Annotated in this window: 20 protein-coding genes and 1 other RNA gene; all 21 read left to right on the top strand. The window is 72.9% G+C overall.

All coding sequences use genetic code 11. The annotated features are described in order from the left end of the window. Positions 1-410, top strand: a 410-nt coding sequence (locus tag ACE3Q3_RS03045) for a phospholipid-binding protein MlaC (RefSeq protein ID WP_374441607.1), incomplete at its 5' end; no start/stop codon positions are given. A gap of 146 nt (positions 411-556) precedes the next feature. Next, on the top strand, positions 557-1,549 hold the full coding sequence (gene dctP / locus ACE3Q3_RS03040; protein ID WP_374441604.1) for a TRAP transporter substrate-binding protein DctP: 993 nt from the start codon (positions 557-559) through the stop codon (positions 1,547-1,549). Positions 1,550-1,608: 59 nt separating this feature from the next. Continuing rightward, positions 1,609-2,100, top strand: a complete 492-nt coding sequence (locus tag ACE3Q3_RS03035) for a TRAP transporter small permease (RefSeq protein WP_374441602.1) — start codon at positions 1,609-1,611, stop codon at positions 2,098-2,100. Further along, positions 2,097-3,416, top strand: a complete 1,320-nt coding sequence (locus ACE3Q3_RS03030) for a TRAP transporter large permease (protein WP_374441598.1) — start codon at positions 2,097-2,099, stop codon at positions 3,414-3,416. Before ACE3Q3_RS03035 ends, ACE3Q3_RS03030 begins: the two co-directional genes overlap by 4 nt. 61 nt (positions 3,417-3,477) lie before the next feature. After that, positions 3,478-4,350 (top strand): DMT family transporter, encoded by an 873-nt coding sequence (locus ACE3Q3_RS03025; RefSeq protein ID WP_374441595.1) that lies wholly within the window; start codon positions 3,478-3,480, stop codon positions 4,348-4,350. A gap of 68 nt (positions 4,351-4,418) precedes the next feature. Further along, a complete protein-coding gene (locus tag ACE3Q3_RS03020; RefSeq protein WP_374441617.1) occupies positions 4,419-5,045 on the top strand; it encodes an N-acetylmuramoyl-L-alanine amidase in 627 nt (208 codons plus the stop codon). 52 nt (positions 5,046-5,097) lie between these two features. Next, an RNA gene (gene rnpB / locus ACE3Q3_RS03015) (RNase P RNA component class A) lies at positions 5,098-5,509 on the top strand. 2,016 nt (positions 5,510-7,525) lie between these two features. Next, the gene (mraZ, locus tag ACE3Q3_RS03010) at positions 7,526-7,999 is read left to right on the top strand and encodes a division/cell wall cluster transcriptional repressor MraZ (RefSeq protein ID WP_374441593.1); all 474 of its coding nucleotides are present in this window, start codon (positions 7,526-7,528) and stop codon (positions 7,997-7,999) included. A gap of 41 nt (positions 8,000-8,040) precedes the next feature. Continuing rightward, positions 8,041-9,045, top strand: a complete 1,005-nt coding sequence (gene rsmH, locus ACE3Q3_RS03005; protein WP_374441590.1) for a 16S rRNA (cytosine(1402)-N(4))-methyltransferase RsmH — start codon at positions 8,041-8,043, stop codon at positions 9,043-9,045. Further along, entirely contained in the window at positions 9,042-9,431 is a 390-nt protein-coding gene (locus ACE3Q3_RS03000) for a hypothetical protein (protein ID WP_374441587.1), read from the top strand. Before rsmH ends, ACE3Q3_RS03000 begins: the two co-directional genes overlap by 4 nt. After that, positions 9,428-11,182 carry a peptidoglycan D,D-transpeptidase FtsI family protein gene (locus ACE3Q3_RS02995; RefSeq protein WP_374441584.1) on the top strand — a complete coding sequence of 585 codons (1,755 nt, stop codon included), beginning with the start codon at positions 9,428-9,430 and terminating at the stop codon, positions 11,180-11,182. The genes ACE3Q3_RS03000 and ACE3Q3_RS02995 overlap by 4 nt, the downstream gene beginning before the upstream one ends. Positions 11,183-11,258: 76 nt before the next feature. Continuing rightward, on the top strand, positions 11,259-12,698 hold the full coding sequence (locus tag ACE3Q3_RS02990; RefSeq protein ID WP_374441581.1) for a UDP-N-acetylmuramoyl-L-alanyl-D-glutamate--2,6-diaminopimelate ligase: 1,440 nt from the start codon (positions 11,259-11,261) through the stop codon (positions 12,696-12,698). After that, positions 12,695-14,131, top strand: a complete 1,437-nt coding sequence (locus ACE3Q3_RS02985) for a UDP-N-acetylmuramoylalanyl-D-glutamyl-2,6-diaminopimelate--D-alanyl-D-alanine ligase (protein ID WP_374441578.1) — start codon at positions 12,695-12,697, stop codon at positions 14,129-14,131. Before ACE3Q3_RS02990 ends, ACE3Q3_RS02985 begins: the two co-directional genes overlap by 4 nt. Before the next feature lie 17 nt (positions 14,132-14,148). Next, on the top strand, positions 14,149-15,237 hold the full coding sequence (mraY, locus tag ACE3Q3_RS02980) for a phospho-N-acetylmuramoyl-pentapeptide-transferase (RefSeq protein WP_374441575.1): 1,089 nt from the start codon (positions 14,149-14,151) through the stop codon (positions 15,235-15,237). A gap of 8 nt (positions 15,238-15,245) precedes the next feature. Beyond that, entirely contained in the window at positions 15,246-16,637 is a 1,392-nt protein-coding gene (gene murD, locus ACE3Q3_RS02975; RefSeq protein WP_374441571.1) for a UDP-N-acetylmuramoyl-L-alanine--D-glutamate ligase, read from the top strand. Beyond that, the gene (gene ftsW / locus ACE3Q3_RS02970) at positions 16,634-17,755 is read left to right on the top strand and encodes a putative lipid II flippase FtsW (RefSeq protein ID WP_374441568.1); all 1,122 of its coding nucleotides are present in this window, start codon (positions 16,634-16,636) and stop codon (positions 17,753-17,755) included. Before murD ends, ftsW begins: the two co-directional genes overlap by 4 nt. Further along, positions 17,752-18,867: an undecaprenyldiphospho-muramoylpentapeptide beta-N-acetylglucosaminyltransferase gene (murG, locus tag ACE3Q3_RS02965; protein ID WP_374441565.1), complete on the top strand. Its 1,116-nt coding sequence runs from the start codon at positions 17,752-17,754 to the stop codon at positions 18,865-18,867. The genes ftsW and murG overlap by 4 nt, the downstream gene beginning before the upstream one ends. Then, on the top strand, positions 18,864-20,285 hold the full coding sequence (gene murC / locus ACE3Q3_RS02960; RefSeq protein WP_374441563.1) for a UDP-N-acetylmuramate--L-alanine ligase: 1,422 nt from the start codon (positions 18,864-18,866) through the stop codon (positions 20,283-20,285). Before murG ends, murC begins: the two co-directional genes overlap by 4 nt. Next, positions 20,285-21,241 carry a UDP-N-acetylmuramate dehydrogenase gene (murB, locus tag ACE3Q3_RS02955; RefSeq protein ID WP_374441615.1) on the top strand — a complete coding sequence of 319 codons (957 nt, stop codon included), beginning with the start codon at positions 20,285-20,287 and terminating at the stop codon, positions 21,239-21,241. The genes murC and murB overlap by 1 nt, the downstream gene beginning before the upstream one ends. Continuing rightward, a complete protein-coding gene (locus ACE3Q3_RS02950; RefSeq protein ID WP_374441560.1) occupies positions 21,238-22,158 on the top strand; it encodes a D-alanine--D-alanine ligase in 921 nt (306 codons plus the stop codon). Before murB ends, ACE3Q3_RS02950 begins: the two co-directional genes overlap by 4 nt. Continuing rightward, complete coding sequence (locus ACE3Q3_RS02945) at positions 22,146-23,018, top strand: cell division protein FtsQ/DivIB (protein ID WP_374441558.1); 873 nt, start codon at positions 22,146-22,148, stop codon at positions 23,016-23,018. Before ACE3Q3_RS02950 ends, ACE3Q3_RS02945 begins: the two co-directional genes overlap by 13 nt. Positions 23,019-23,024: the final 6 nt, after the last annotated feature.

The following is a 23,024-nucleotide window of genomic DNA, read 5'->3' as shown; positions in this document are numbered from 1 at the left end:
CCGCCGGCTTCGACATCAAGGCCATCGGCCGCTTCACGCTCGGCCGCTACTGGAACCAGGCCAGCCCGGCGCAGCAGCAGGAGTACCTGCGGCTGTTCGAGAAGTTCATCGTCCAGGCCTATGCGGCGCGATTTGCGGAATATTCGGGCGAGCAGTTCCGCGTCGTCGGCGAGCGGCCCGACGGAGAGGTGACGCTGGTCCAGAGCGAGGTCTTCAAGCCCGGCGCCCAGCCGGCCAAGGTCGACTGGCGCGTCAATTCCTCGACCGGCCAGCCCAAGATCGTCGACGTCATCGTCGAGGGCGTCAGCATGGCCGTCACCCAGCGTTCGGAGTTCGCGGCGGTGATCCAGCGCAGCGGCGGCAACGTCGACGGCCTCATCACCGCCCTGCGCCAGAAGACCGGAAGCTGACGCCCCTTCTCCACCCCGTGGCGAGTGGCAGCCGGTTGCTCCTACCGCCGGGGTGTGGCAGCTTCTCCCGAGGGCTGCGCTAGAACTAGCGCGCTGGCACCGGCTCGCCCGAGCCGGTCCTGCATGACCACACGGGAGGAACCGACATGAAGCTAGGGGCTTGGGTGGCCGCGGCGGCCGCCCTGACGATGGCCGCCACGACCGCGGCGGCGCAGGAGATCAAGATCTCCCACCAGTGGCGCCAGAACACCGACGGCCGCGACCAGGCGACCCGGGTCTTCGTGCGCGAGGTGAATGCCCGCGACCCGAGCATCAAGTTCCGCATCTATCCGAACCGCTCGCTCGTCAGCAACCCGACGGCGCAGATCGACGGGCTGCAGGACGGCACGCTGGAAATGGCGGTCTACCCGCTGGTCTATGCCACGGGGAAGGTGCCGGAGTTCTCGATCACCATCATGCCGGGCACGGTCGGCAGCCTCGAGCAGGCGATGAAGGTCAAGAACACGCCCTTCTACGACAAGCTCCAGGAAATCTGCGCCCAGAACGGCATCCGCGTCATCACCTGGTGGTGGACGCCGGGCGGCTTCGCCACCAAGGACCGCGAGATCAAGGGTCCGGACAGCGTGAAGGGCCTGCGCATGCGCGCGGCCGACCCCTATTTCGAGCTGATGCTGAAGGACCTCGGCGCCTCGGTGCAGTCGATGCCGTCGACCGAGATCTACCCGGCGCTGCAATCGGGCGTGCTCGACGGCCTGCTGACCTCGGCCGAGAGCTTCGTCAGCATGAAGATCTACGAGCAGACGAAGCACGCGACGGCGGGCGGCGACCACACGCTGTTCATGCTGCTGCAGCCGCTCGTCATGTCGAAGCAGCACTGGGACAAGCTGACCCCGGCACAGAAGAAGGCCTTCGACGAGGCCGCGGCGAAGAGCGAGGAATTCTTCAATGGCCTCCAGAAGGAGGCCGAGCAGAAGATGGTCGAGACCTTCAAGAAGAACAACAACGCGGTCCGTTCCATGACCAAGGCGGAGTACGACGCCTGGGTCGAGGTGGCGCGCACCAAGGCGTGGCCGGCCTTCGGCCAGAACACCAAGCAGGGCAAGGAACTGCTGGACCTGCTCCTGGCAGCCCTGAAGTAGATCCGTCATCCTCCCCCGGGGGCGGCGGTGCCGCCCCCGGGCCAGCCGGTCCCGTCTCCATGCAGAGCTTCATCCGCTTCGTCGACCGGCTGGCGCTGGTCTGTGCCGTGGCCGCCGCCATCCTGGTGGCACTGTCCGTCCTCATCATCACCTGGATGATCGCGTGGCGGAGCTTCGGCAACTCCGCCTACTGGGAGATCGAGGCGTCCGTCTTCCTGTCGATCGCCGCGATCTTCCTCGCGTCGCCCTACACGCTGCGCACCAAGGGGCATGTGTCGGTCGACCTGCTCGAGGCGATCCTCCCCGACCGGGCGACCCGGCCCCTGCGCATCTTCGCCCTGCTCGTCGTCGCCGTCGTCGCCGCCTACCTCGTCTGGGAGGGCGGCAAGATGGCGTTCATGGCGATGCACGAGGGCGAGCGCACGCCCAGCCTCTGGGCGCCGCTGAAATGGCCCATCTATGCCGCCATGCCGATCGGCATGGGCCTGACCTGCCTCCAGGCGATCGTCGAGATCGCCCGCATCCGCCTCTCGCCCCCGGACGCCCGATGAGCGAACTCGAAATCGGCTGGCTCCTCTTCGGGGTCACGACGCTGGTGCTGTTCTCGGGCGTGCCGATCGCCTTCGGCCTGCTCTCGGTCTCGATCGGCTTCCTGTGGATCTTCCAGGGACCCGCCAGCCTCGCCGCGGTCGGCCGGACCTTCTTCGAGGAGATGGCGAGCTTCGTCCTGCTCACCATCCCGATGTTCATCCTGCTCGGCGCGGCGATCGGTGTCTCGCGGGCCGGTTCGGACATCTACGAATCCCTCCACCGCTGGCTGGCGCGCGTCCCGGGCGGCCTCGTCATCGCCAACATCCTCGCCTGCGGCATGTTCTCGGCCGTCTGCGGCTCGAGCCCGGCGACCGCGGCCGCCATCGGCAAGGTCGGCATTCCGGAGATGCTGCGCCGCGGCTACCCGCCGACGCTGGCGACCGGGTCGATCTGCGCCGGCGGCACGCTCGGCATCCTGATCCCGCCGTCGGTCACCCTCATCCTCTACGGCATCGCCACCGAGACCTCGATCGGGCGCCTCTTCCTCGCCGGCGTCGTGCCGGGAGTCCTGCTGGTGCTGCTCTTCGCCGCCTATTCCTGGATCTACAGCCTCTTCCAGGCGTCGACCAGCGCCCTGCGGTCGAGCGAGCGCTACTCGCTGCGCGAGAAGATGGACGGGCTCGGCCGGGTGATGCCGTTCCTCGTCATCATGGTGGTGATCGCGGTCGCCATGTATGGCGGCTGGGCGACGCCGTCGGAAATCGCCGCCCTCTCGGCCTTCCTGGCGCTGCTGCTGGTCTTCGTCATCTACCGCGCGACCTCGGCCCGCGAGGTGTGGGCGATCTTCAGCGACACGGTCCGCGAATCGACGATGATCATCATGATCATCGGGGCGGCCGGCCTCTTCGGCTACATGATGTCGCTGCTCTACGTCACCCAGACGATGGCCGACGCCCTCGTCGCCTGGAACCTCGACCGGTGGACGCTGCTCATCTTCTTCAACGTGCTGCTGCTCATCCTCGGGTGCTTCCTGCCGCCGGTCGCGATCATCCTCATGACCATGCCGATCCTGCAGCCGGTGCTGGAGGCCAACGACTTCAACCTGATCTGGTTCGGCATCCTGCTGACCATCAACATGGAGGTCGGGCTGATCACGCCGCCGGTCGGCCTCAACCTCTACGTCATCCGCGGCGTGGCACCCCAGGTCCCGCTGCCCCAGGTGCTGCTGGGGTCGCTCCCCTTCGTCGTCATCATGCTCCTCTTCATGGTCGTCCTGTCGATCTTCCCGGGCATCGCGCTGTGGCTGCCCGACACCCTGATGGGCCCGGGAAGCTGATGGCGGCGGCGGCGAGGAGGCCGGGAACGGGCACCTCGGGGACGGGTCGGGGCGGCCGCGCGTGAGCGGCCGCGACCTCGGCATCGTCCTTCTGATCGTCGTCGTCTGGGGCCTGAACTTCCCGGTCGCCAAGCTCGGCTTCACGGAGCTGCCGCCGATCCTGCTGACGGCCTTCCGCTTCGCCCTGGTGGCGCTGCTGCTGGTGCCGTTCGTCCCTCGCCCGACCGGGCGCTACCGCCAGATGCTGCTGCTGGCGACGGTGCTGGGCGGGGTGCATTTCAGCCTGATGTTCATCGGGCTGTCGCGCCTCGATTCGGCCACCGTCGCCATCGCCAGCCAGCTGACGGTGCCGTTCGCCGCCCTGCTCGCCGCGATCGTCTTCCAGGACTATCTCGGCTGGCGGCGGACGCTCGGCATGGCGGTGGCGTTCGGCGGCGTCGCCGTGATGGCGGGCGAGCCGCGCATCCTCGCCGACCCCTGGCCGCTCCTCTGGGTGGTGGCCGGCGCCTTCGCCTGGGCGGTCGCCAACATCCAGGTCAAGCGGCTCGGTCCCATCGACGGGCTGGTCCTGAACGGCTGGATGGCGGCCTTCGCCGCGCCGCAGCTCTTCCTCGTCTCCTGGCTGGTCGAGGGCGATTCCTGGTCGCGCGCCGCCACGGCCGGCTTCGCCGGGTTCGGCTCGGTCCTCTACATGGCGGTGCTGGTCACCATCCTCGGCTACGGCCTCTGGTACCGGGTGCTGCGCACCTACCCCGTCAACCTCGTCATGCCCTACACGCTGCTGGTGCCGGTGATCGGCGTCGCCGCCGGCATCGGGCTCCTCGGCGAGCCCCTGTCCTGGCCGATCGTGGTCGGCGGCGGCGCGACGCTGGTCGGCGTCGCCATCATCGTCTGGCGGCGGCCGCGGCTGACCGACCGGCAGCCGCAGCCGTGACCGCCCCGCCCGTCCGGCCGCGCCCGTCGCCCAACCACGGGCCGCGTCCCGGGGACGGCCGGATCGACATGCTGGTGCTGCACTACACCGGCATGGCCGATGCCGCCCAGGCGCTCGACCGGCTCTGCGATCCCGCCGCCGAGGTCAGCGCCCACTACCTCGTCGAGCGCGACGGCACGATCCACGGGCTGGTGGCGGAGGACCGGCGCGCCTGGCACGCCGGGCGGGCGTGGTGGCAGGGCGAGACCGACGTCAACGGCCGCTCGATCGGCATCGAGATCGAGAATCCGGGCCACGAATGGGGCTACCTGCCGTTCCCGGAGGCCCAGATGGCGGCGCTGGAGGCGCTCGCCAGCGACATCCTGGCGCGCCACCCGATCCCGCCCGGCCGGGTCGTCGGCCATTCCGACGTGGCTCCGCGCCGCAAGCTCGACCCCGGCGAACGCTTCGACTGGCGGCGGCTCGCCGCCGCCGGCATCGGCCGCTGGCCGGCGGCGCTGGACGCCGGCGGCGGGCGCCTGCCGGACGCAGCCGACGCCCTCAGGCTGCTCGCCCGCATCGGCTACGATCTCGACGACCCGGCGGCGACGGTCGCTGCCTTCCAGCGCCACTGGTATCCCGCCCGCGTCGATGGCGGCCTCGACGCCGAGACGAGGCGGCGCATCGCCGTCGTCGCCGCGTGGCCGCCCGCGTGACCGCCCGCGTGACCATTGACGCGCCGCCGCGGAAGGGCCAGTTTCCGGTCCGCCAGACGGCTGGATGGTCGCTCTCCGGCGCCGCTCGCGGCGGCGGAGGGAGGAAAGTCCGGGCTCCACGGAAACACGGTGCCGGGTAACGCCCGGCGGGGGCGACCCCAGGGACAGTGCCACAGAAAGCAAACCGCCACCCCGCGGCAACGCCGGGCGGCAAGGGTGAAAGGGTGCGGTAAGAGCGCACCGCGCATGCCGGCAACGGCTGCGGCACGGTAAACCCCACCGGGAGCAAGACCAAATAGGGACGGCCGGTCGGCGCCGCCTTCGGGCGGCGTGCGGCGCGCCAGTTTCCGGGCTGCCGTCCGGGTCGGTCGCGCGAGGCGTCCGGTAACGGGCGTCCCAGACGAATGACCATCCATGGGGGGCGACCCCCGGGACAGAACCCGGCTTACAGGCCGTCTGGCGATCTCTCCGCAATCAGCCGGTCGACGGCGTCGGCGACCCTGCGCCGGTCGGCGGCCGCGACCGTTCGCCGGGCGACGCCCGCCAGCAGGTCGCCGACCGGGTCCGGCGCCGGGCCGCCGGGCGCGACCAGCGCCAGGTCGCAGGCATCGAACGGCAGCCCTTCGGCCGCGACCGCCCGGCGCGTCAGGAGGACGGCGAGCGCCGAGGTCGCCGGGTCGTCGAGGGCGATCCGCGCCCCGGCCGGTGCCGTCGGGCCGGCGACCGGCCAGTCGCCGATCCGGACCTCGCCGCGCCGCGCCACCGCCAGCGCCGCGGTCGCGGCGCCGAGCCGGCGGACGAGATCGTCGAAGACGGCGTCCGCCACCGGCCCCTCGGCCGCGAGCAGGCAGACGATGGGGATGCGGCCGCGGCTCCCGGCCGGGAACAGGCCGTCGAGCAGGGCGTCCTCGATCACGCCCTCGGGCTCGCGCATGTAGAGGCCGGGCCCGGGATTGATCTCGCAGATCGCGCCGCCGACCTCGCGGAAGGATCGGCCGATGTCGGGGGTGATGAAGTCGATGCCGGCGCCGTCGAGCCCGACGACCTGGGCGGCGCGCTCGGCGAGCCGGCGATTGTCCGGATGCACCTCGGCCGTGACGTTGCGCGCCGTGCCGCCGCGCGAGGTGTTCGAGGTGTGGCGCAGGACGACGCGGCGCCCGGCCGCCGGCACCGCGCCCCGCTCCAGACCCTGGCGCCCGAGCAGCACGTCCGCCTCGGCGTCGAGCGCAATCCGCTTGAAGCTGGAGGAGAGGGCGGCGGTGCGGCCGGCGTTCACCCGGTCGACCAGGGCGGCGACGGTGGCGACGCCGTCCCCCACGACCGCCGCCGGCTCCTGCCGCACCGCGGAAACGAAGCGGCCATGCAGGACGAGCAGGCGCACGTTGTCGCCCGCGATCTGGCGCTCGACCAGGACCGGCCCGTGGCGGGCGGCCGCGGCATAGGCACGCCGCAGCCCGTCGGCATCGACGATCCCCGTCACCACCGCGGTCCCGAAATCGGTCGCGACCGGCTTCACCACCACGGGAAACCCGATTTCACCGGCGAGGCGGAGCGCCTCCTCCAGACTGTCGGCACGGCCGTTGGCGGGAACCGGCAGGCCCTGCCGGCGCAGCAGGGCGGCGGCCTGGTCCTTGTGGGTCGCGAGCTGGGCGGCCTGGAAGCTGGTGCCGGGGGTGTAGCTGCCGATCAAGCGGCGCTGGCGGCAGCCGATGCCGAGCCGCAGTCCGGCCCGCCCCGGCAGGAGCCGCGCCCATGGTATCCCACGGGCAGCCGCCCGCAGCAGCAGGCGCCGCGCGCTCTCGCTGTGGTCGATCACCGCCGCGCGGGCGAAGAAGCGATCCAACACGGCCCGGAACAAGGCCGGCTCGCCGGCCGCGGCGCGACGAACCGCCGTCGCCGCCGTCCGCACCGCCAGCGCCCCGACATCGCGATCCCAGAGCGGCACCACCGCCCAGTCGCGTCCGGCCCGGGCGGCGGAAGGCGCATGGCCCAGCGCCTGCTGCAAGGCAGCGCCGAGCCATGCGACGGCCTCGGCCGCCGTCGATGTCGGAAAGTCCCCCAATTGCGGCAGTTGCCGATGGGACGGCAGCCGGACGGTCGCCCCGCCACCCTCCAGGCGGACGACCGCCGACGGGCCGGGGGCGGCCAGGCTGGGCCCGGCGAACAGCTCTATCCCGAGAACGGCCATGGGTGGCATCGGCGACCTCCGGGGTTGGCGACGCAAGTCGAACCGCAACAGAACATACCGCGAACACTCCAGCATTCCTGCGCCGTTCCCGGCATCGCGTGGAGGCATGCTTCGGGAGATAAGCAAATCTTGTCCAAAACAGAACAAACCCAAGCATTTAGGGGGAGGGTCACATTGACTCCCACCAATGCCCATGATATCCCACGAAATCCCAGAGCGGACCATCCACGGGCCGTTCCGGGGCGGAGCGATGCCGGAGGGGGTCAGTTCCGGTGTCGTCCGGGGGGAGGCGATGACGGTGTTCGTCTCGACGTTCGTGAACCGGATCGACCGCAAGGGACGGGTTTCCGTCCCGGCGACGTTCCGCGCCGCCCTCCGGAACGGGACTTTCGAAGGGATCGTGGCCTTCCCGGCATTGGGCCAGCCAGCGTTCGAAGGCTGCGGGATGGATTTCATGGAGCGTCTTTCGGCCAGCGTCGACGAGCTCGACATGTTCTCGCCCCGGCGGGACGAGCTGACCGCGATCGTGTTCGCCGACGCCCATCAGCTGGCCTTCGACGGCGAAGGCCGCATCAGCCTGCCCGAGGCGGTGATCGAGCATTGCCGGATCCAGACCGAGGTCGCCTTCGTCGGCCGCGGCAAGTCCTTCCAGATTTGGGAACCAGCGACCTTCCGCGAGCATGCCGCGGAGGTCCGGAGACGCGCCCTGAGTGAGGGCGCGACGCTCCCCGTCCGTCCGGTTGCGCCGGGGGGAAAAGCGCCGTGATCGGACGGGGAGCGACCACATCCACGCCGGCGGAGGCGCCGGTGCACGTCCCGGTGATGCTGCCGGAAGTCCTCGACGCGCTGGCGCCGCGCGCGGGCGGCATCTATGTCGACGGCACCTTCGGCGCCGGAGGCTACAGCCGGGCGATCCTCGACGCCGCGCCGTGCCGCGTCTGGGGCATCGACCGCGACCCGGAGGCGGTCGCCCGCGGCCGCGCCCTGGCCGAGCGCTACCCGGGCCGGCTCGACGTCGTCGAGGGCCGCTTCGGCGAGATGGACCGCCTGCTCGGCGAGCGCGGGGTCGCTGCCGTCGACGGCGTGACGCTCGACCTCGGCGTCTCCTCGCCGCAGATCGACACCCCCGAGCGCGGCTTCTCGTTCCGCCAGGACGGGCCGCTCGACATGCGCATGGGCAGCGACGGACCGACCGCCGCCGACCTCGTCGCGACCACCGAAGAGCGCGATATGGCGGACATCATCTTCCGCTATGGTGAGGAACGGCACGCCCGTCGAGTCGCACGCGCCATCGTCGCCGCCCGGGCGGAAGGCCCCATCACCCGGACCTCGGCGCTGGCGGAGATCGTGCGTCGCGCGGTGCCGCGCTCGAACGATGGGATCGACCCTGCGACGCGAACGTTCCAGGCCCTGCGCATTGCCGTCAACGACGAGATGGGAGAGCTCGAGCGCGGGCTCGACGCCGCCGAACGGCTGCTCGCGCCGGGCGGCCGCCTCGCCGTCGTCGCCTTCCACTCGCTCGAGGACCGGACGGTCAAGGCGTTCCTGCGCGGCCGCAGCGGCGCCGGCGGCGAGGGCTCGCGCCATCTGCCGCCGACGGCCCGCGCCGCCGCCAGCTTCCGCCTGCTCGGCGGCCGCGCCGTCCGCCCGTCCGACGCCGAGTGCCGCGCCAACCCGCGCGCCCGCTCGGCCCGGCTGCGGGCCGCGGAGCGCACCCATGCGCCGGCATGGACGCTAGCTTCCTTCTCCGCGGCGGACGCCGCCGGATCGTCGTCCGGCCGAGCCCCGCGCGCCGGCGGGAGCGTCTCGTGATCCGGATCACGCTCGCCTTCTGGATCGGGCTCGTCTGCGCCCTGGGATACGGCGTGTTCCAGGTCAAGTACGAGGTCCAGGAGATGGAGGCCCGCCTCGTCCAGCTGCAGCGCGGCATCGTCAGCGAGCAGCAGGCGATCCACGTCCTGCGGGCGGAGTGGAGCTACCTCAACCAGCCCGCACGGCTGGAGACGCTGGCCAAGCGGCACCTGCCGCTGGGGCCGATCGCCGCCAGCCAGATCGGCACCATCGAGGACGTGCCGCTGCGCCAGGCGGCCCCGGCGCCGGCGCCGATGACGCCCCCGCTCGTCCGCCACACCGCCCCGCCCTCGCCCGCCACCCGGCCCGTCGTCGGCGCCACCTACACGACGCCGGTGCGGCGATGACGCGCGACGGACCGCCGCCGGTCACCGACCTCGCCGCCTGCCGCCCACAGACCCGCGGCACGGCCTTCCGCGGCGGCCCGCCGGGGGGTCCGCTGCACGCCGCCGTCGAGAAGGGGCAGAGCCGGCTCGTCTTCCTCGCCGCGATGTTCTCGCTGGCGTTCCTGGTCATCGCCGGGCGGCTCGTCGACGTCACCCTGATGGCCCAGCCGGCCGAGCCGAAGACCGTTCACGCGCCGCCCCGCCCGACCGAGACGGAGCGGGCCGACATCGTCGACCGCAACGGCACCCTGCTCGCCACCAGCCTGCCGACGCCCTCGCTCTACGCCAACCCCAAGGTGGTGCCGGACGCAGCCGAGGCGGCGCGGCGCCTCGCGCCCATCCTCGTCGGCACGAGCGAGGCCGACATCCGCGCCAAGCTCTCCGAGGACCGCAGCTTCGTCTGGGTCCGCCGGCAGCTGACGCCGCGCCAGCAGCACGACGTCATCCGCCTCGGCATCCCCGGGCTCGAGTTCCAGCGCGACGAGCGCCGCATCTATCCGCAAGGCCGCCTCGCCGCCCATGTCGTCGGCTTCGCCGGCGTCGACCATGTCGGCCTGCAAGGGGTCGAGAAGACCCTGGAGCGCCAGATCCGCGGCGCCACCGAACCGGTGCAGCTCGCCATCGACCTCCGGGTCCAGCACGTCCTGCGCGACGAACTGCAGCGCACGGTCAAGGAGTTCAATGCGATCGGCGCCGCCGGCATCGTCATGGACGCCCACACCGCCGAGGTCCTGGCGCTGGTCTCGCTGCCCGACTACGACGCCAACTTCCCGGGCACCGCCAATCCCGACACGCTGTTCAACCGGGTGACGCTCGGCGTCTACGAGATGGGCTCGGTCTTCAAGGTGCTGACCGCGGCGATGGCGCTCGACAGCGGCAAGATCGGCATGGCGAGCGGCTACGACGCCTCGCGGCCGATCCAGGTCTCGCGCTTCTCGATCAGCGACTACAAGGGCAAGAACCGCTGGCTCTCGGTGCCGGAGATCATCAAGTACTCGTCGAACATCGGCGCCGCCAAGATGGCGCTCGACCTCGGCATCCCGGCCCAGCGCGCCTTCTTCGACAAGATCGGCTTCCTCAAGATGCCGCAGCTCGAGCTGCCCGAGCTCGGGGCGCCGCTGGTGCCCAACCCGTGGCGCGAGATCAACGCCATGACCATCGCCTTCGGCCACGGCATCTCGGTCACGCCGCTGCACGTCGTCACGGCCGAGGCGGCGATGGTCAATGGCGGCATCCTGCGCCGGCCGACCCTCCTCAAGCACCCCTACGGCACCAGCCCCGCCGGCACCCGGGTCATCAAGGCGAAGACCTCGGACGACATCCGCCGGCTGATGCGGCTGGTCGTCACCGACGGCTCGGGCAAGCGGGCGAACGTGCCGGGCTACCTCGTCGGCGGCAAGACCGGCAGCGCCGAGAAGGCCGCGGGCCGCGCCTATCGCCGCAAGGCCCTGCTCTCCTCCTTCGTCGGCGCCTTCCCGATGAACGACCCGCAATACGTCATGCTGGTCATGGTCGACGAGCCGCAGGGCAACGCCCAGTCGCAGGGCTACGCCACCGGCGGCTGGGTCGCGGCCCCGCTCTTCGGCCGGATCGTCGAGCGCATCGCGCCCATCGTCGGCGTCCGCCCGGTCGACGAGGACAGCCCGCAGATCCGCCGCGACCTGATCGTCCAGGCCAGCGCCCCGGGGCGCAGCCCCAATGCGGCTCGCTGAGCTGATGGCCCGGACGGAGACCCGGCCAGCGAGGATCCAGGACGCGCGCCCAGCTTCGGTCCCGCCCCGAATCGAGATGGGCGGAGCCACCGCCGGTCCCGAAATCCGCGGCATCGCGGTCGATTCCCGTGCCGTCGAGCCGGGCTTCCTCTTCGCCGCCCTGCCCGGCCTCGCGACCGACGGCCGCCGCTTCATCGCCGACGCCGCGGCGCGCGGCGCGGTCGCGGTGCTGGCGCCCGAGGGCACGGCCCTGCCGGACGGCGTCGACCTGGCGCTGCTGACCGACCCCAACCCGCGCCGCCGCCTCGCCCTGCTGGCCGCCGCCTTCCACGCACCGCAGCCGGAGCGGGTGGCCGCCGTCACCGGCACCAACGGCAAGACCTCGACCGCCGACTTCGCCCGCCAGCTCTGGGCCGCGACCGGCCGCGCCGCCGCCAGCCTCGGCACGCTCGGCATCCGCGCCCCCGGCTTCGAGCGCAAGGGGACGCTGACGACGCCCGACCCGGTGGTGCTGCACGCCGCCCTGGCCGACCTCGCGCAGCGCGGCGTCGCCCGCGTCGCCCTGGAAGCCTCCAGCCACGGGCTCGACCAGTTCCGCCTCGACGGCATCCGCATCGCCATCGCCGCCTTCACCAACCTGACGCGCGACCATCTCGACTATCATCCCGACATGGCCGCCTATCGCGCCGCCAAGTTCCGCCTGTTCGCCGCGGTGATGGAGCCGGGCGGCACCGCCGTCCTCAATGCCGACAGCGACGAGTTCCCGGGTCTCGCCGCCATCTGCCGCGAGCGGGGCCATCGCATCGTCGGCTACGGGCACCGTGGCGCCGACATCCGCCTGCTGCGGCAGGAGCTCCACACCGAAGGCCAGCGCCTGACGATCGGCGTCGCCGGGCGGGAATGGACGGTCGACCTGCCGCTCGCCGGGGACTTCCAGGCGATGAACGCGCTGGCGGCGCTCGGCATCGTGCTCGCGGACGGCGTCGCGGCCGAGGCGGCGGTGCCGGCGTTGGCGCGGCTCGCGGGCGTGCCGGGCCGGATGCAGCAGGTCGCCCGCCTCGCCAACGGCGCCGCGGTCTATGTCGATTTCGCCCATACCCCGGACGCGCTGACCACGGTGCTGGAGGCGCTGCGCCGGCACACGGCCGGCCGCCTCGTCTGCGTCTTCGGCTGCGGCGGCGACCGCGATCCCGGCAAGCGCCCCGAGATGGGAGCGGCGGTCGGCCGCGGCGCCGACCGCGTCATCGTCACTGACGACAATCCGCGCGGCGAGGACCCGGCGGCGATCCGCGCCCCGGCCGTCGCCGCCGCCCGCCGCTTCGCCGCCGACGTCACCGAGATCGGCGACCGCCGGCAGGCGATCTTCACGGCGGTCGCCCAACTCGGCCCCGGCGACGTGCTGGTGGTCGCCGGCAAGGGCCACGAGTCCGGGCAGACGATCGGCGGGCAGACCCTGCCCTTCGACGACGGCACGGTCGCGCGGGAGGCGGTCGCCACGGCGGCCGCGATCCAGTGACCGCGCGCCCGCTCTGGACCGCGGCCGAGATCGCGGCGGCCACGGGGGCGGCGCTGCCGGCCGGCGCCGCCTGGAGCGCCGACGGCGTCTCCATCGACAGCCGGACGCTCGCCGCGGGCGACCTGTTCGTGGCGCTGAAGGGCCCGAACTTCGACGGCCACGGCTTCGTCGGCCGCGTCCTGGCCGCCGGGGCGGCGGGAGCCATGGTCGACCATGTCCCGGACGGGACCGACCCGGCCGATCCGCGCCTCGTCCGGGTCGACGATACGCTGGCGGCACTGGCCCGGCTCGGCCGCGCCGGCCGCGACCGCACCCGGGCGCGCGTCGTCGCGGTCACCGGCAGCGTCGGCAAGACCGGGACCAAGGAACTGCTGCGGCTGGCGCTCGAGGCCAACGGCAGCACGATCGCCAGCCGCGCCAGCCTCAACAACCATTGGGGCCTGCCGCTCAGCCTCGCGCGGGTGCCGCGGGACGTCGACTGGGTCGTCCAGGAGGTCGGCATGAACCACGCCGGCGAGATCGCCGCGCTGGCGCCGATCGCGCGCCCGCATGTCGGCGTGGTCACCACGGTCGAGCCGGTGCATATCGAGTTCTTCCCCTCGGTCGAGGCGATCGCCGACGCCAAGGCCGAGCTCTTCCTCGGCATGGATGCCGACGGAACGGCCGTCCTCAACCGGGACAACCCGCATTTCGAGCGGTTGGCGTCGCACGCACGGGCGCGCGGCATCCGCCGCATCCTGGATTTCGGCACCGCGGCCGGGACCCACGCCCATCTCGAGGCGGCCGACCTCGGCGAGGCCGGCAGCACCGTCGCGGCGACGGTCGGCGGGCGGCGGCTCCGCTACCGGCTGGGCGCGCCCGGCCGGCACTGGGTCGTGAACAGCCTGGCCGCGCTCGCCGCCGTCGACGCGCTCGGCGCCGACGTCGCCGCCGCGGCCGATGCGCTGGCCGCGATCGCCGCACCCGCCGGACGGGGTGCGCGGCGCGAGATCGCGCTGCCGGGCGGCGGCGCCTTCACGCTCCTCGACGAGAGCTACAACGCCAATCCCGCGTCGATGCGCGCCGCCTTCTCGGTCCTGGCCGCGACCCGGCCCGGCCCCGGCGGCCGGCGCATCGCGGTGCTGGGCGACATGCGCGAGCTGGGCGAGCCGGGCCCGCGGCTACATGCCGCGCTGGCCGAGCCCCTGGCCGAGGCGGGAGTGGATATGGTGTTCTGCTGCGGTCCGCTGATGGCGCATCTCCATGCCCGCCTTCCGGCCGCCGCCCGCGGCGCCCATGTCGCGACCTCCGACGAACTGGCAGCGATCGTCGCCGAAGCCGTCCGCGCCGGCGATGTCGTCACGGTCAAGGGTTCGCTCGGGACGCGCATGGCGCCCATCGTCCAGCGCCTGACGGCCGGCCCCTGGGGCCGCGTGCCGCAGGCGGCTCTCTGAAGAGGCTTCCGGGTCCCGTGCTCTACAACCTGCTCGCGCCGCTGGCCGACGAATTCAGCGCGTTCAACCTGTTCCGCTACCTGACCTTCCGCAGCGGCGGCGCCGTCGTGACCGCGCTCTTCATCAGCTTCGCGCTCGGGCCCTCGATCATCCGCTGGCTGAAGTCGCGCCAGCCGCACGGCCAGCCGATCCGCGCGGACGGCCCGCAGAGCCACCTGCTGACCAAGAAGGGCACGCCCACCATGGGCGGCTCGCTGATCCTGATCGCGCTCACCATCTCGACCCTGCTGTGGGCCGACCTCGGCAACGGCTATGTCTGGGTCGTGCTCTTCGTCACCCTCGGCTTCGGGCTGGTCGGCTTCGGCGACGACTACCTGAAGCTGACGCGGCGCAACCATCGCGGCCTGCCGGGACGCCTCAAGCTCGCCGCCCAGATCCTGATCGGCCTCGTCGCGACCTTCTGGATCATGCAGCTGACGCGCGACCCGCTGTCGACCCAGCTGGCGGTACCGTTCCTCAAGAACGTGCTGATCGACCTCGGCTGGCTCTTCCTGCCCTTCGGCGTGCTGGTGATGGCGGGGGCGTCCAACGCCGTCAACCTCACCGACGGGCTGGACGGGCTGGCGATCGTGCCGGTGATGATCGCCGCCGGCTGCTTCGCCCTCATCACCTACCTCGCCGGCAACGCCATCTTCGCCAACTATCTCCAGATCCACCACATTCCGGGCTCGGGCGAACTCGCGGTCTTCTGCGGCGCGCTGGTCGGCGCCAGCCTCGGCTTCCTCTGGTTCAACGCGCCGCCCGCGATGGTCTTCATGGGCGACACCGGATCGCTGTCGGTCGGCGGCGCCCTCGGCGCCATGAGCGTGATCGTCAAGCACGAGATCGTCCTCATCATGATCGGCGGGCTCTTCGTGCTGGAGACGGTATCGGTCATCGTCCAGGTCCTCTCCTTCCGGCTGACCGGCAAGCGGGTCTTCCGGATGGCGCCGCTGCACCATCATTTCGAGAAGAAGGGCTGGGCGGAGCCGACCATCGTCATCCGCTTCTGGATCATCGCCTCGATCCTGGCCTTGGCCGGGCTCTCGACGCTGAAGCTGCGGTGACGGCGGCGATGATCCCCGTTCGCGAATATGCCGGCCGCCGCGTCCTGGTGCTGGGCCTCGCCCGCAGCGGGCTGGCGGCGGCGCGCGCGCTGATCGCGGGCGGTGCCGAGGTCGGGGTGTGGGACGACGGCCCGGCCGGCCGCGCGGCGGCGGCCGCCGCCGGCCTCGCCCTCGCCGATCCCGCGGCCGAGGACTGGTCGCGGGTGGCGGCGCTGGTCATGAGCCCGGGCGTGCCGCTCACCCATCCCGCACCGCATCCGGCCGTGCTGGCGGCCCGCGCGGCCGGCGTCCCGGTCACGGGCGACATCCAGCTCTTCCGCCGCGCCTGCCCGGAGGCGCGCATCTGCGCCGTCACCGGCACCAACGGCAAGTCGACGACGACGGCGCTCATCGGCCATATCCTGACGTCGGCGGGCGTGCCGGCGGCGACGGGCGGCAATCTCGGCACCGCCGCCTTCGATCTGCCCCGGCTCGGCCCCGATGGGGTCTATGTGCTGGAGCTATCCTCGTTCCAGCTCGACCTCGTGGACGGCGCGACCTTCGAGGTCGCGGTCCTCCTCAACGTCGCGCCCGATCATCTCGACCGCCACGGGACGATGGCCAACTACGTCGCCGCCAAGCAGCGCATCTTCGCCGGCCAGGACGGCCGCCGCACCGCGGTCGTCGGCATCGACGACGCGGTCGCGGCGGCGATCGCCGACGGGCCGCTGGCGGCCGGCGTCGTCCGCATCTCGGGCGCCGACGCGGCCGGCGCCGACGTCCGCGTCGCGGACGGCGTGCTGACCGACGCCGAGGGTCCGGTGCTCGACCTCGCGCGCGCCGCCACCCTGCCCGGCAGCCACAACGCCCAGAACGCCGCCGCCGCCTTCGCCGCCGCGCGCGCCCTCGGCCTCGACCGCGCCGCGGTCGCCCGCGCGATCCCGCACTATCCGGGCCTGCCGCACCGCCAGGAACTGGTGGCGGTCATCGACGGCGTGCCCTACGTCAACGACAGCAAGGCGACCAATGCCGACGCCGCGGCCCGGGCGCTCGCCTGCTACGACGCCGTCTACTGGATCGCCGGCGGCGTGCCCAAGGCGGGCGGCATCGCCGCGCTGGCGCCGCTCTTCGGACGCATCGCCCACGCCTTCCTGATCGGCGAGGCGGCGCCCGACTTCGCGCGCACGCTGGCCGGCCGGGTGCCGCACACCGTGGCGGGCGACCTCGCCCAGGCGCTGCGCCTCGCCCAGGAGCGCGCCGCTTCCGAGCGCCGCATGGGCGCAGTCGTGCTGCTGTCGCCGGCCTGCGCCTCCTTCGACCAGTTCCGCGATTTCGAGGATCGCGGCAACCGCTTCCGTTCCCTCGTCTCGGCGCTGCCCGGACGCAGGGTCCTGATCGCTCCGGCGGAGACCGCGGCATGACGACGATCCCCCGCACCGACACCTCGCTCTTCGGGCAATGGTGGTGGACCGTCGACCGCTGGACGGTCTTCGCGCTCGCCGCCATCATCGGCGTCGGCGCCGTCATGCTGCTGGCGGCGAGCCCGCCCGTGGCCGAGCGCATCGGCCTCGAGCCGCTGCATTTCGTGAAGCGGCAGATGCTGCTGCTGCCGGTCGCCATTGGCGTCATCTTCTTCGTCTCGCTGCAGCCGCCGCGGGTGATCCGCCGGCTGGCGCTGGCGGTCTTCTCGGTCTCGGTCATCATGCTCGCCCTGACCTTCGTCATGGGGGCCGAGATCAAGGGCGCGCGGCGCTGGATCTCGCTGCCCGGGATGTCGATCCAGCCGTCGGAGTTCGTGAAGCCGACCTTCGCGGTGCTCACCGCCTGGCTGCTCGCCCAGGGCAAGGCGAGCGCCCGCTTCCCGGGCGGGCTCGTCGCGGTGACGCTGTTCGCGGTCATCGTCGCCATGCTGCTGAAGCAGCCCGATCTCGGCATGGCGGTCGTCGTCGGCGCCGTCTGGTTCGTCCAGGTCTTCCTCGCCGGCCTGCCGATCATCCTGGTGCTGATCCTGGCCGGCCTCGGCGTCGCCGGGCTGTTCGGCGCCTACATGCTGCTGCCGCACGTCACCAGCCGCATCAACCGCTTCCTCGACCCGGCCGCCGGCGACAGCTACCAGATCGACCGCTCGATCGAGGCCTTCGCCAATGGCGGCCTGTTCGGGCGCGGCCCCGGCGAGGGCACGATCAAGAACTGGCTGCCCGACGCCCATGCCGACTTCGTCTTCGCCGTCGCCGGCGAGGAACTCGGCCTCATCGCCTGCCTCTTCATCGTGCTGCTGTTCGCCGTCGTCGTCGTCCGCAGCGTCCTGCGGGTGACCAGCGAGCAGAGCCTCTTCGTCATCCTGGCGGCCGCCGGCCTCGCCACCCAGCTCGGCCTCCAGGCGGTGGTCAACATGGCGTCGTCGCTGCACCTGATGCCGACCAAGGGCATGACCCTGCCCTTCATCAGCTATGGCGGCTCGTCGATGCTGGCGCTGGCGCTCGGCACCGGCATGCTGCTCGCCCTGACGCGCCGCCGCTTCGGCGGCATCGAGCCGTGACCGTCCGCGTCGTCCTCGCCGCCGGTGGCACCGGCGGCCATCTCTTCCCGGCCGAGGCGCTGGCGCGGGCGCTGGCCCGGCACGGCGCCGAGCCGGTGCTGGTCACCGACCCGCGGACCGCCGGCTTCGCCCAGCCGGTGCCGGGCATGGCGGTCCACCGCCTGCCGCTGCAGCCGATGCGCGGCGGCGTCGTCGGCCGCATCCGCGGCGGCATCGGCCTCTGCGCCGGCACGCTGGCGGCGCGCGGGCTGCTGCGCCGGCTGGCGCCGGACGCCGTCGTCGGCTTCGGCGGCTATCCCTCGGTGCCGACCGTCTTCGCCGCCCGCAATCTCGGCCGGCCGATCCTGCTGCACGAGCAGAACGCGGTGCTGGGCAAGGCCAACCGGATGCTGGCCGGACGCGCCACGCGCATCGCCACCTCCTTCCCCCGCGTCCGCCTGCTCGACGCCGGCCTCGCCGGCAAGGTCGTCGAGACCGGCAACCCGGTGCGCCCGGCGATCACCGAGATCGGCCGCCGCCCCTACGCCCCGCCGGCCGCCGACGGCCCGATCGAGATGCTGGTGATGGGCGGCAGCCAGGGCGCGCGCGTCTTCGCCACCCGCCTGCCCGAGGCGCTGGCGCTGCTGCCGGAGGGGCTGCGCGACCGCCTGCGTCTGACACAGCAGGCGCGGCCCGACGACGTCGCCCTGGTCCGCGAGACCTATGCCCGCGCCGGCATCCCGGCCACCGTCGAGCGTTTCTTCGACGACGTGCCGGAGCGGCTGGGGCGGGCCCATCTCGTCGTCTCGCGGTCCGGCGCCTCGACGGTGGCCGAGATCGCCGCCGCCGGCCGCCCGGCCCTGCTGGTGCCCTACCCGCACGCCGCCGACGACCACCAGACCGACAATGCCCGGCACCTCGCCGACGCCGGCGCCGCCTGGCTGGCGCCGGAAGGCGAAACCGACGCCGCCGGCCTCGCGGCGCTGCTCGGGCGGGCCCTCGGCGATCCAGCCGCGCTCGCCGCGGCGGCGGCACGCGCGCTGGCGCTCGGCCGACCGGACGCCGCCGACCGCCTCGCCGACGCCGTCCTCGCCCTCGTCTCCGACCGCCGGCCGATGGAGCACGCGGCATGAGGACCATCCCGCTCTCGATCGGCACCATCCATTTCGTCGGCATCGGCGGCATCGGCATGAGCGGCATCGCCGAGGTGCTGCACCAGCTGGGCTACCAGGTTCAGGGCAGCGACGTCGCCGACGGCGCCAATGTCCAGCGCCTGCGCCAGCAGGGCATCCCGGTCGCCATCGGCCATCGCGCCGAGAACCTGGGGCCGGCCCAGGTCGTCGTCGTCTCCTCCGCCATCAAGGCCGACAATCCCGAAGTCGCCGACGCCCGCGCCCGGCTGCTGCCGGTGGTCCGCCGCGCCGAGATGCTGGGCGAACTGATGCGGCTGCGCTGGTCGATCGCGATCGCCGGCACCCACGGCAAGACGACCACCACCTCGATGGTGGCGGCGATGCTGGACGCGGCCGAGATGGAGCCGACCGTCATCAACGGCGGCATCATCAACGCCTACGGCACCAACGCGCGGATCGGCCGCGGCGAGTGGATGGTGGTCGAGGCCGACGAGTCCGACGGCACCTTCGTCAAGCTGCCGGCGACGATCGCCGTGGTCACCAACATCGACCCCGAGCATCTCGACTTCTACAAGACCTTCGAGGCCGAGCAGCGCGCCTTCGTCCAGTTCGTCGAGAACCTGCCCTTCTACGGCTTCGCGGTGCTCTGCATCGACCATCCGGTGGTCCAGACCATGATCCCGCTCGTCTCCGACCGGCGGGTCATCACCTACGGCCTGTCGCCGCAGGCCGACGTCCGCGCGGTCGACGTGCGCATCGGCGCCGGCGGCAGCCGCTTCGACGCCGTCGTGTCCGACCGCACGAACGACACGCGCCGCACCATCGCCGACATATCGATGTCGATGCTGGGCGAGCACAACGTGCAGAACGCGCTCGCCGCCATCGCCGTCGGCATCGAGATGGGCTTCGACGACGCGGTCATCCGCCGCGGGCTCGCCAGCTTCGCCGGGGTGAAGCGGCGCTTCACCCGCACCGGCGAGGCGAACGGCGTCACGGTCATCGACGATTACGGCCACCATCCGGTCGAGATCGCCGCCGTCCTGCGGGCGGCGCGCGCGGCGACCCGGCGCGGCGTCGTCGCCGTGGTGCAGCCGCACCGCTACACCCGGCTCGCCAGCCTGTTCGACGAGTTCTGCACCTGCTTCAACGACGCCGACGCCGTGATCGTCGCCGACGTCTATGCGGCCGGCGAGGCGCCGATCGCCGGCATCGACCGCGACGCCCTGGTCGAGGGGCTGCGCGCCCACGGCCACCGCCAGGTCCTGCCCCTGCCCGGCCCCGACCGCCTGGCGACGATGGTGCGCGAACTGACGCGGCCGGGCGATCTCGTCGTCTGCCTCGGCGCCGGCTCGATCACCCAGTGGGCGCACGCGCTGCCGGGCCAGCTCGAGCACCTGCGCCAGGGGATGCGCGCATGATGGCGGCCGCCCGGGCGCGCGAAGCGACCCTGATCGAGCGGCTGCCGCCGGTGCGCGGCCGCCTCGGGACCGCGGTGCCGCTCGCCCCCGTCACCTGGTTCCGCGTCGGCGGCCCGGCCGAGGTGCTGTTCCGCCCGGCCGACGCCGACGATCTCGCGTCCTTCCTCGCCGCCTGCCCGGCCGACGTGCCGGTGACCCCGATCGGCGTCGCCTCCAACCTGCTGGTCCGCGACGGCGGCGTGCCGGGCGTCGTCGTCCGCCTCGGCCGCGGCTTCGCCGGGGTCACGGTCGCCGGCGACCGCATCACCGCCGGCGCCGGCGCGCTCGACGGCACGGTCGCCGCCGTCGCCCGCGACGCCGGCCTCGCCGGGCTCGAGTTCCTCTCGGGCGTCCCCGGCACCATCGGCGGCGCCCTCCGGATGAACGCCGGCTGCTACGGCCGCGAGGTGGCGGACGCGCTGGTCGAACTGGAGGCCGTCGACCGCGCCGGCCGACGGCACCGCGTCGCCGCCGCCGCGGCCGGCCTCTCCTACCGGCACTGCGGCCTGCCCGAGGACTGGATCTTCCTCGCCGCCACCTTCCGCGGCACGCCGGACGATCCCGAGGCGATCGGCCGGCGCATGGCCGAACTCGCCCGCCGGCGCGAGGAGACGCAGCCGATCCGGGCCCGCACCGGCGGCAGCACCTTCGCCAACCCCGAGGGCGACCGCGCCTGGCGGCTCGTCGACGAGGCCGGTTGCCGCGGCCTCGTCGTCGGCGGGGCGCAGGTGTCCGAAAAGCACTGCAACTTCCTGGTCAATCTCGGCGACGCGACGGCAGCCGACATCGAGGGGCTCGGCGAGGAGGTGCGGCGGCGGGTCGCCGCCCGGTCCGGCATCCGCCTTGCCTGGGAAATCCGGCGCATCGGAATTCCGGTCGCGCGCCATGCGCATTCGGCTGTAGAGGCGTCATCATGACGAAGCGAGTCGCGGTACTGATGGGCGGCTGGTCCGCCGAGCGCGAGGTTTCCCTGGCATCGGGCCGCGACTGCGCGGCGGCGCTCGGCGAGGCCGGCTACGACGTCGAGACGATCGACGTCAGCCGCGACCTCAAGGCGCTGATGCGGGCGCTGACCCCCCGGCCCGACGTCGTCTTCAACGCGCTGCACGGCAACGGCGGCGAGGACGGCACGATCCAGGGCGTGCTCGACTTCCTGGAGATCCCCTACACCCATTCCGGCCTGCTGGCGTCCGCCCTGGCGATGGACAAGCCGACCGCCAAGCGCATCTTCGCCGCCGCCGGCCTGCGCTGCCCCGAGGGCCGGGTGCTGCCGCTGGAGCGGCTGCGGGACGGCGAGCCGCTGCCCCGTCCCTACGTCCTGAAGCCGACGCACGAGGGGTCGAGCGTCGGCGTCGTCATCGTCCGCGAGGGCGCCAACGCGCCGCTGCCCAGCGCCGCCGACTGGCCGCACGGGCGCGATGTGCTGGCCGAGCGCTTCATCCCCGGCCGTGAGCTGACGGTGGCGGTGATGGGCGACCGGGCGCTGGGGGCGCTGGAAATCCGCCCGCGCGGCGAGTTCTACGACTACACCGCCAAGTACGCCCCCGGCGGGTCCGACCATGTCGCCGGCGAGGCGCTGCCGCGCGAGGTCCATGCCGAGGCGATGGACATGGCGCTGCGCGCCCACCGCGCGCTCGGCTGCCGCGGCGTCAGCCGCGCCGACCTGCGCTGGGACGATTCCGGGCCGGGCCGCGGCGAGCTCTACCTGCTCGAGGTCAACACCCAGCCCGGCATGACCCCGACGTCGCTGGTGCCGGAGATCGCCGCCATGGCGGGCTACTCCTTCCCGGCACTGGTGTCGTGGATGGTCGAGGAGGCACGATGCGGCTCCTGAACCACCCGCTGGGCCTGCTCGGCCAGCGCCGCGACAAGACCGGCCGCCGCGTCGCGCAGCGGCGCATCTGGCCGCGCTGGGTCCGCCCGGCGGCGACCGCCGGGGCGGCGCTGCTCGCGGTGGCGGCGGTCGCGACCGGCTGGGCGGCGTGGCAGGGCGGCTGGGCCACCCGCCAGGCGCAGGAGGCGATGGGCCGCTTCGTCGCCGCGACGGCCGATGCCGGCCTCGCGGTCGAGGAGATCCTGGTCGAGGGCCGTCTGCACACGCCGCGCGAGTCGATCCTGGCCGCGGTCGACGCCCATCGCGGCACGCCGCTGCTCTCGATCGATCCCAACACCGTCAAGGAGCGGCTCGAGGGCCTGCCCTGGATCCGCGCGGCGGCCGTCGAGCGGCAGCTCCCCGGAACCCTGTTCATCCGCCTCGTCGAGCGCCGGCCGATGGCCGTCTGGCAGCGCCGCGGCCAGCTCGTGCTGATCGACGAGCAGGGCCGGGAGCTCGGCGACGAAGGCATCGAGTATTTCCCGCGCCTGCCCTTCATCGTCGGCGAGGACGCCCATCGCGTCGCCGCCGACCTGGTGGCGATGCTGGCGGCCGAACCCAGCCTGCGCGGCCGCGTCGTGTCGGCGGTCCGGGTCGGCGGCCGGCGCTGGAACCTGCAGCTCGACAACGGCATCGAGATCCGGCTGCCGGAGGCGCGCGCCGCCGAGGCCTGGACCGAGGTCGCGGCCATGGACCGCGCCCACCGCCTGCTGTCGCGCCAGATCACCATCGTCGACCTGCGCGATCCCGACCGCATCCACCTGCGGCGCGCCAAGGATGCCGGCCCGGGCCAGCCCGGCAAGAAGGACCGCGATGTCTGACGGTCG

Origin of the sequence: Allostella sp., assembly GCF_041913585.1 — a bacterium.
GTDB lineage: Bacteria > Pseudomonadota > Alphaproteobacteria > ATCC43930 > Allostellaceae > Allostella.
Note: the sequence above shows the minus strand (reverse complement) of the source record. Positions and strands in the feature narration are given on the sequence as shown.

Coding starts and splice junctions, on each gene's coding strand:
- murB (WP_374441615.1), top strand. CDS start 20,285: ATGGCGGCCGCCCGGGCGCGCGAAGCGACCCTGATCGAGCGGCTGCCG.
- ftsW (WP_374441568.1), top strand. CDS start 16,634: ATGACGACGATCCCCCGCACCGACACCTCGCTCTTCGGGCAATGGTGG.
- mraZ (WP_374441593.1), top strand. CDS start 7,526: ATGACGGTGTTCGTCTCGACGTTCGTGAACCGGATCGACCGCAAGGGA.
- ACE3Q3_RS02990 (WP_374441581.1), top strand. CDS start 11,259: ATGGGCGGAGCCACCGCCGGTCCCGAAATCCGCGGCATCGCGGTCGAT.
- ACE3Q3_RS02995 (WP_374441584.1), top strand. CDS start 9,428: ATGACGCGCGACGGACCGCCGCCGGTCACCGACCTCGCCGCCTGCCGC.
- ACE3Q3_RS03030 (WP_374441598.1), top strand. CDS start 2,097: ATGAGCGAACTCGAAATCGGCTGGCTCCTCTTCGGGGTCACGACGCTG.
- murD (WP_374441571.1), top strand. CDS start 15,246: ATGATCCCCGTTCGCGAATATGCCGGCCGCCGCGTCCTGGTGCTGGGC.
- ACE3Q3_RS02950 (WP_374441560.1), top strand. CDS start 21,238: ATGACGAAGCGAGTCGCGGTACTGATGGGCGGCTGGTCCGCCGAGCGC.
- murC (WP_374441563.1), top strand. CDS start 18,864: ATGAGGACCATCCCGCTCTCGATCGGCACCATCCATTTCGTCGGCATC.
- ACE3Q3_RS03035 (WP_374441602.1), top strand. CDS start 1,609: ATGCAGAGCTTCATCCGCTTCGTCGACCGGCTGGCGCTGGTCTGTGCC.
- ACE3Q3_RS02945 (WP_374441558.1), top strand. CDS start 22,146: ATGCGGCTCCTGAACCACCCGCTGGGCCTGCTCGGCCAGCGCCGCGAC.
- dctP (WP_374441604.1), top strand. CDS start 557: ATGAAGCTAGGGGCTTGGGTGGCCGCGGCGGCCGCCCTGACGATGGCC.
- ACE3Q3_RS03020 (WP_374441617.1), top strand. CDS start 4,419: ATGCTGGTGCTGCACTACACCGGCATGGCCGATGCCGCCCAGGCGCTC.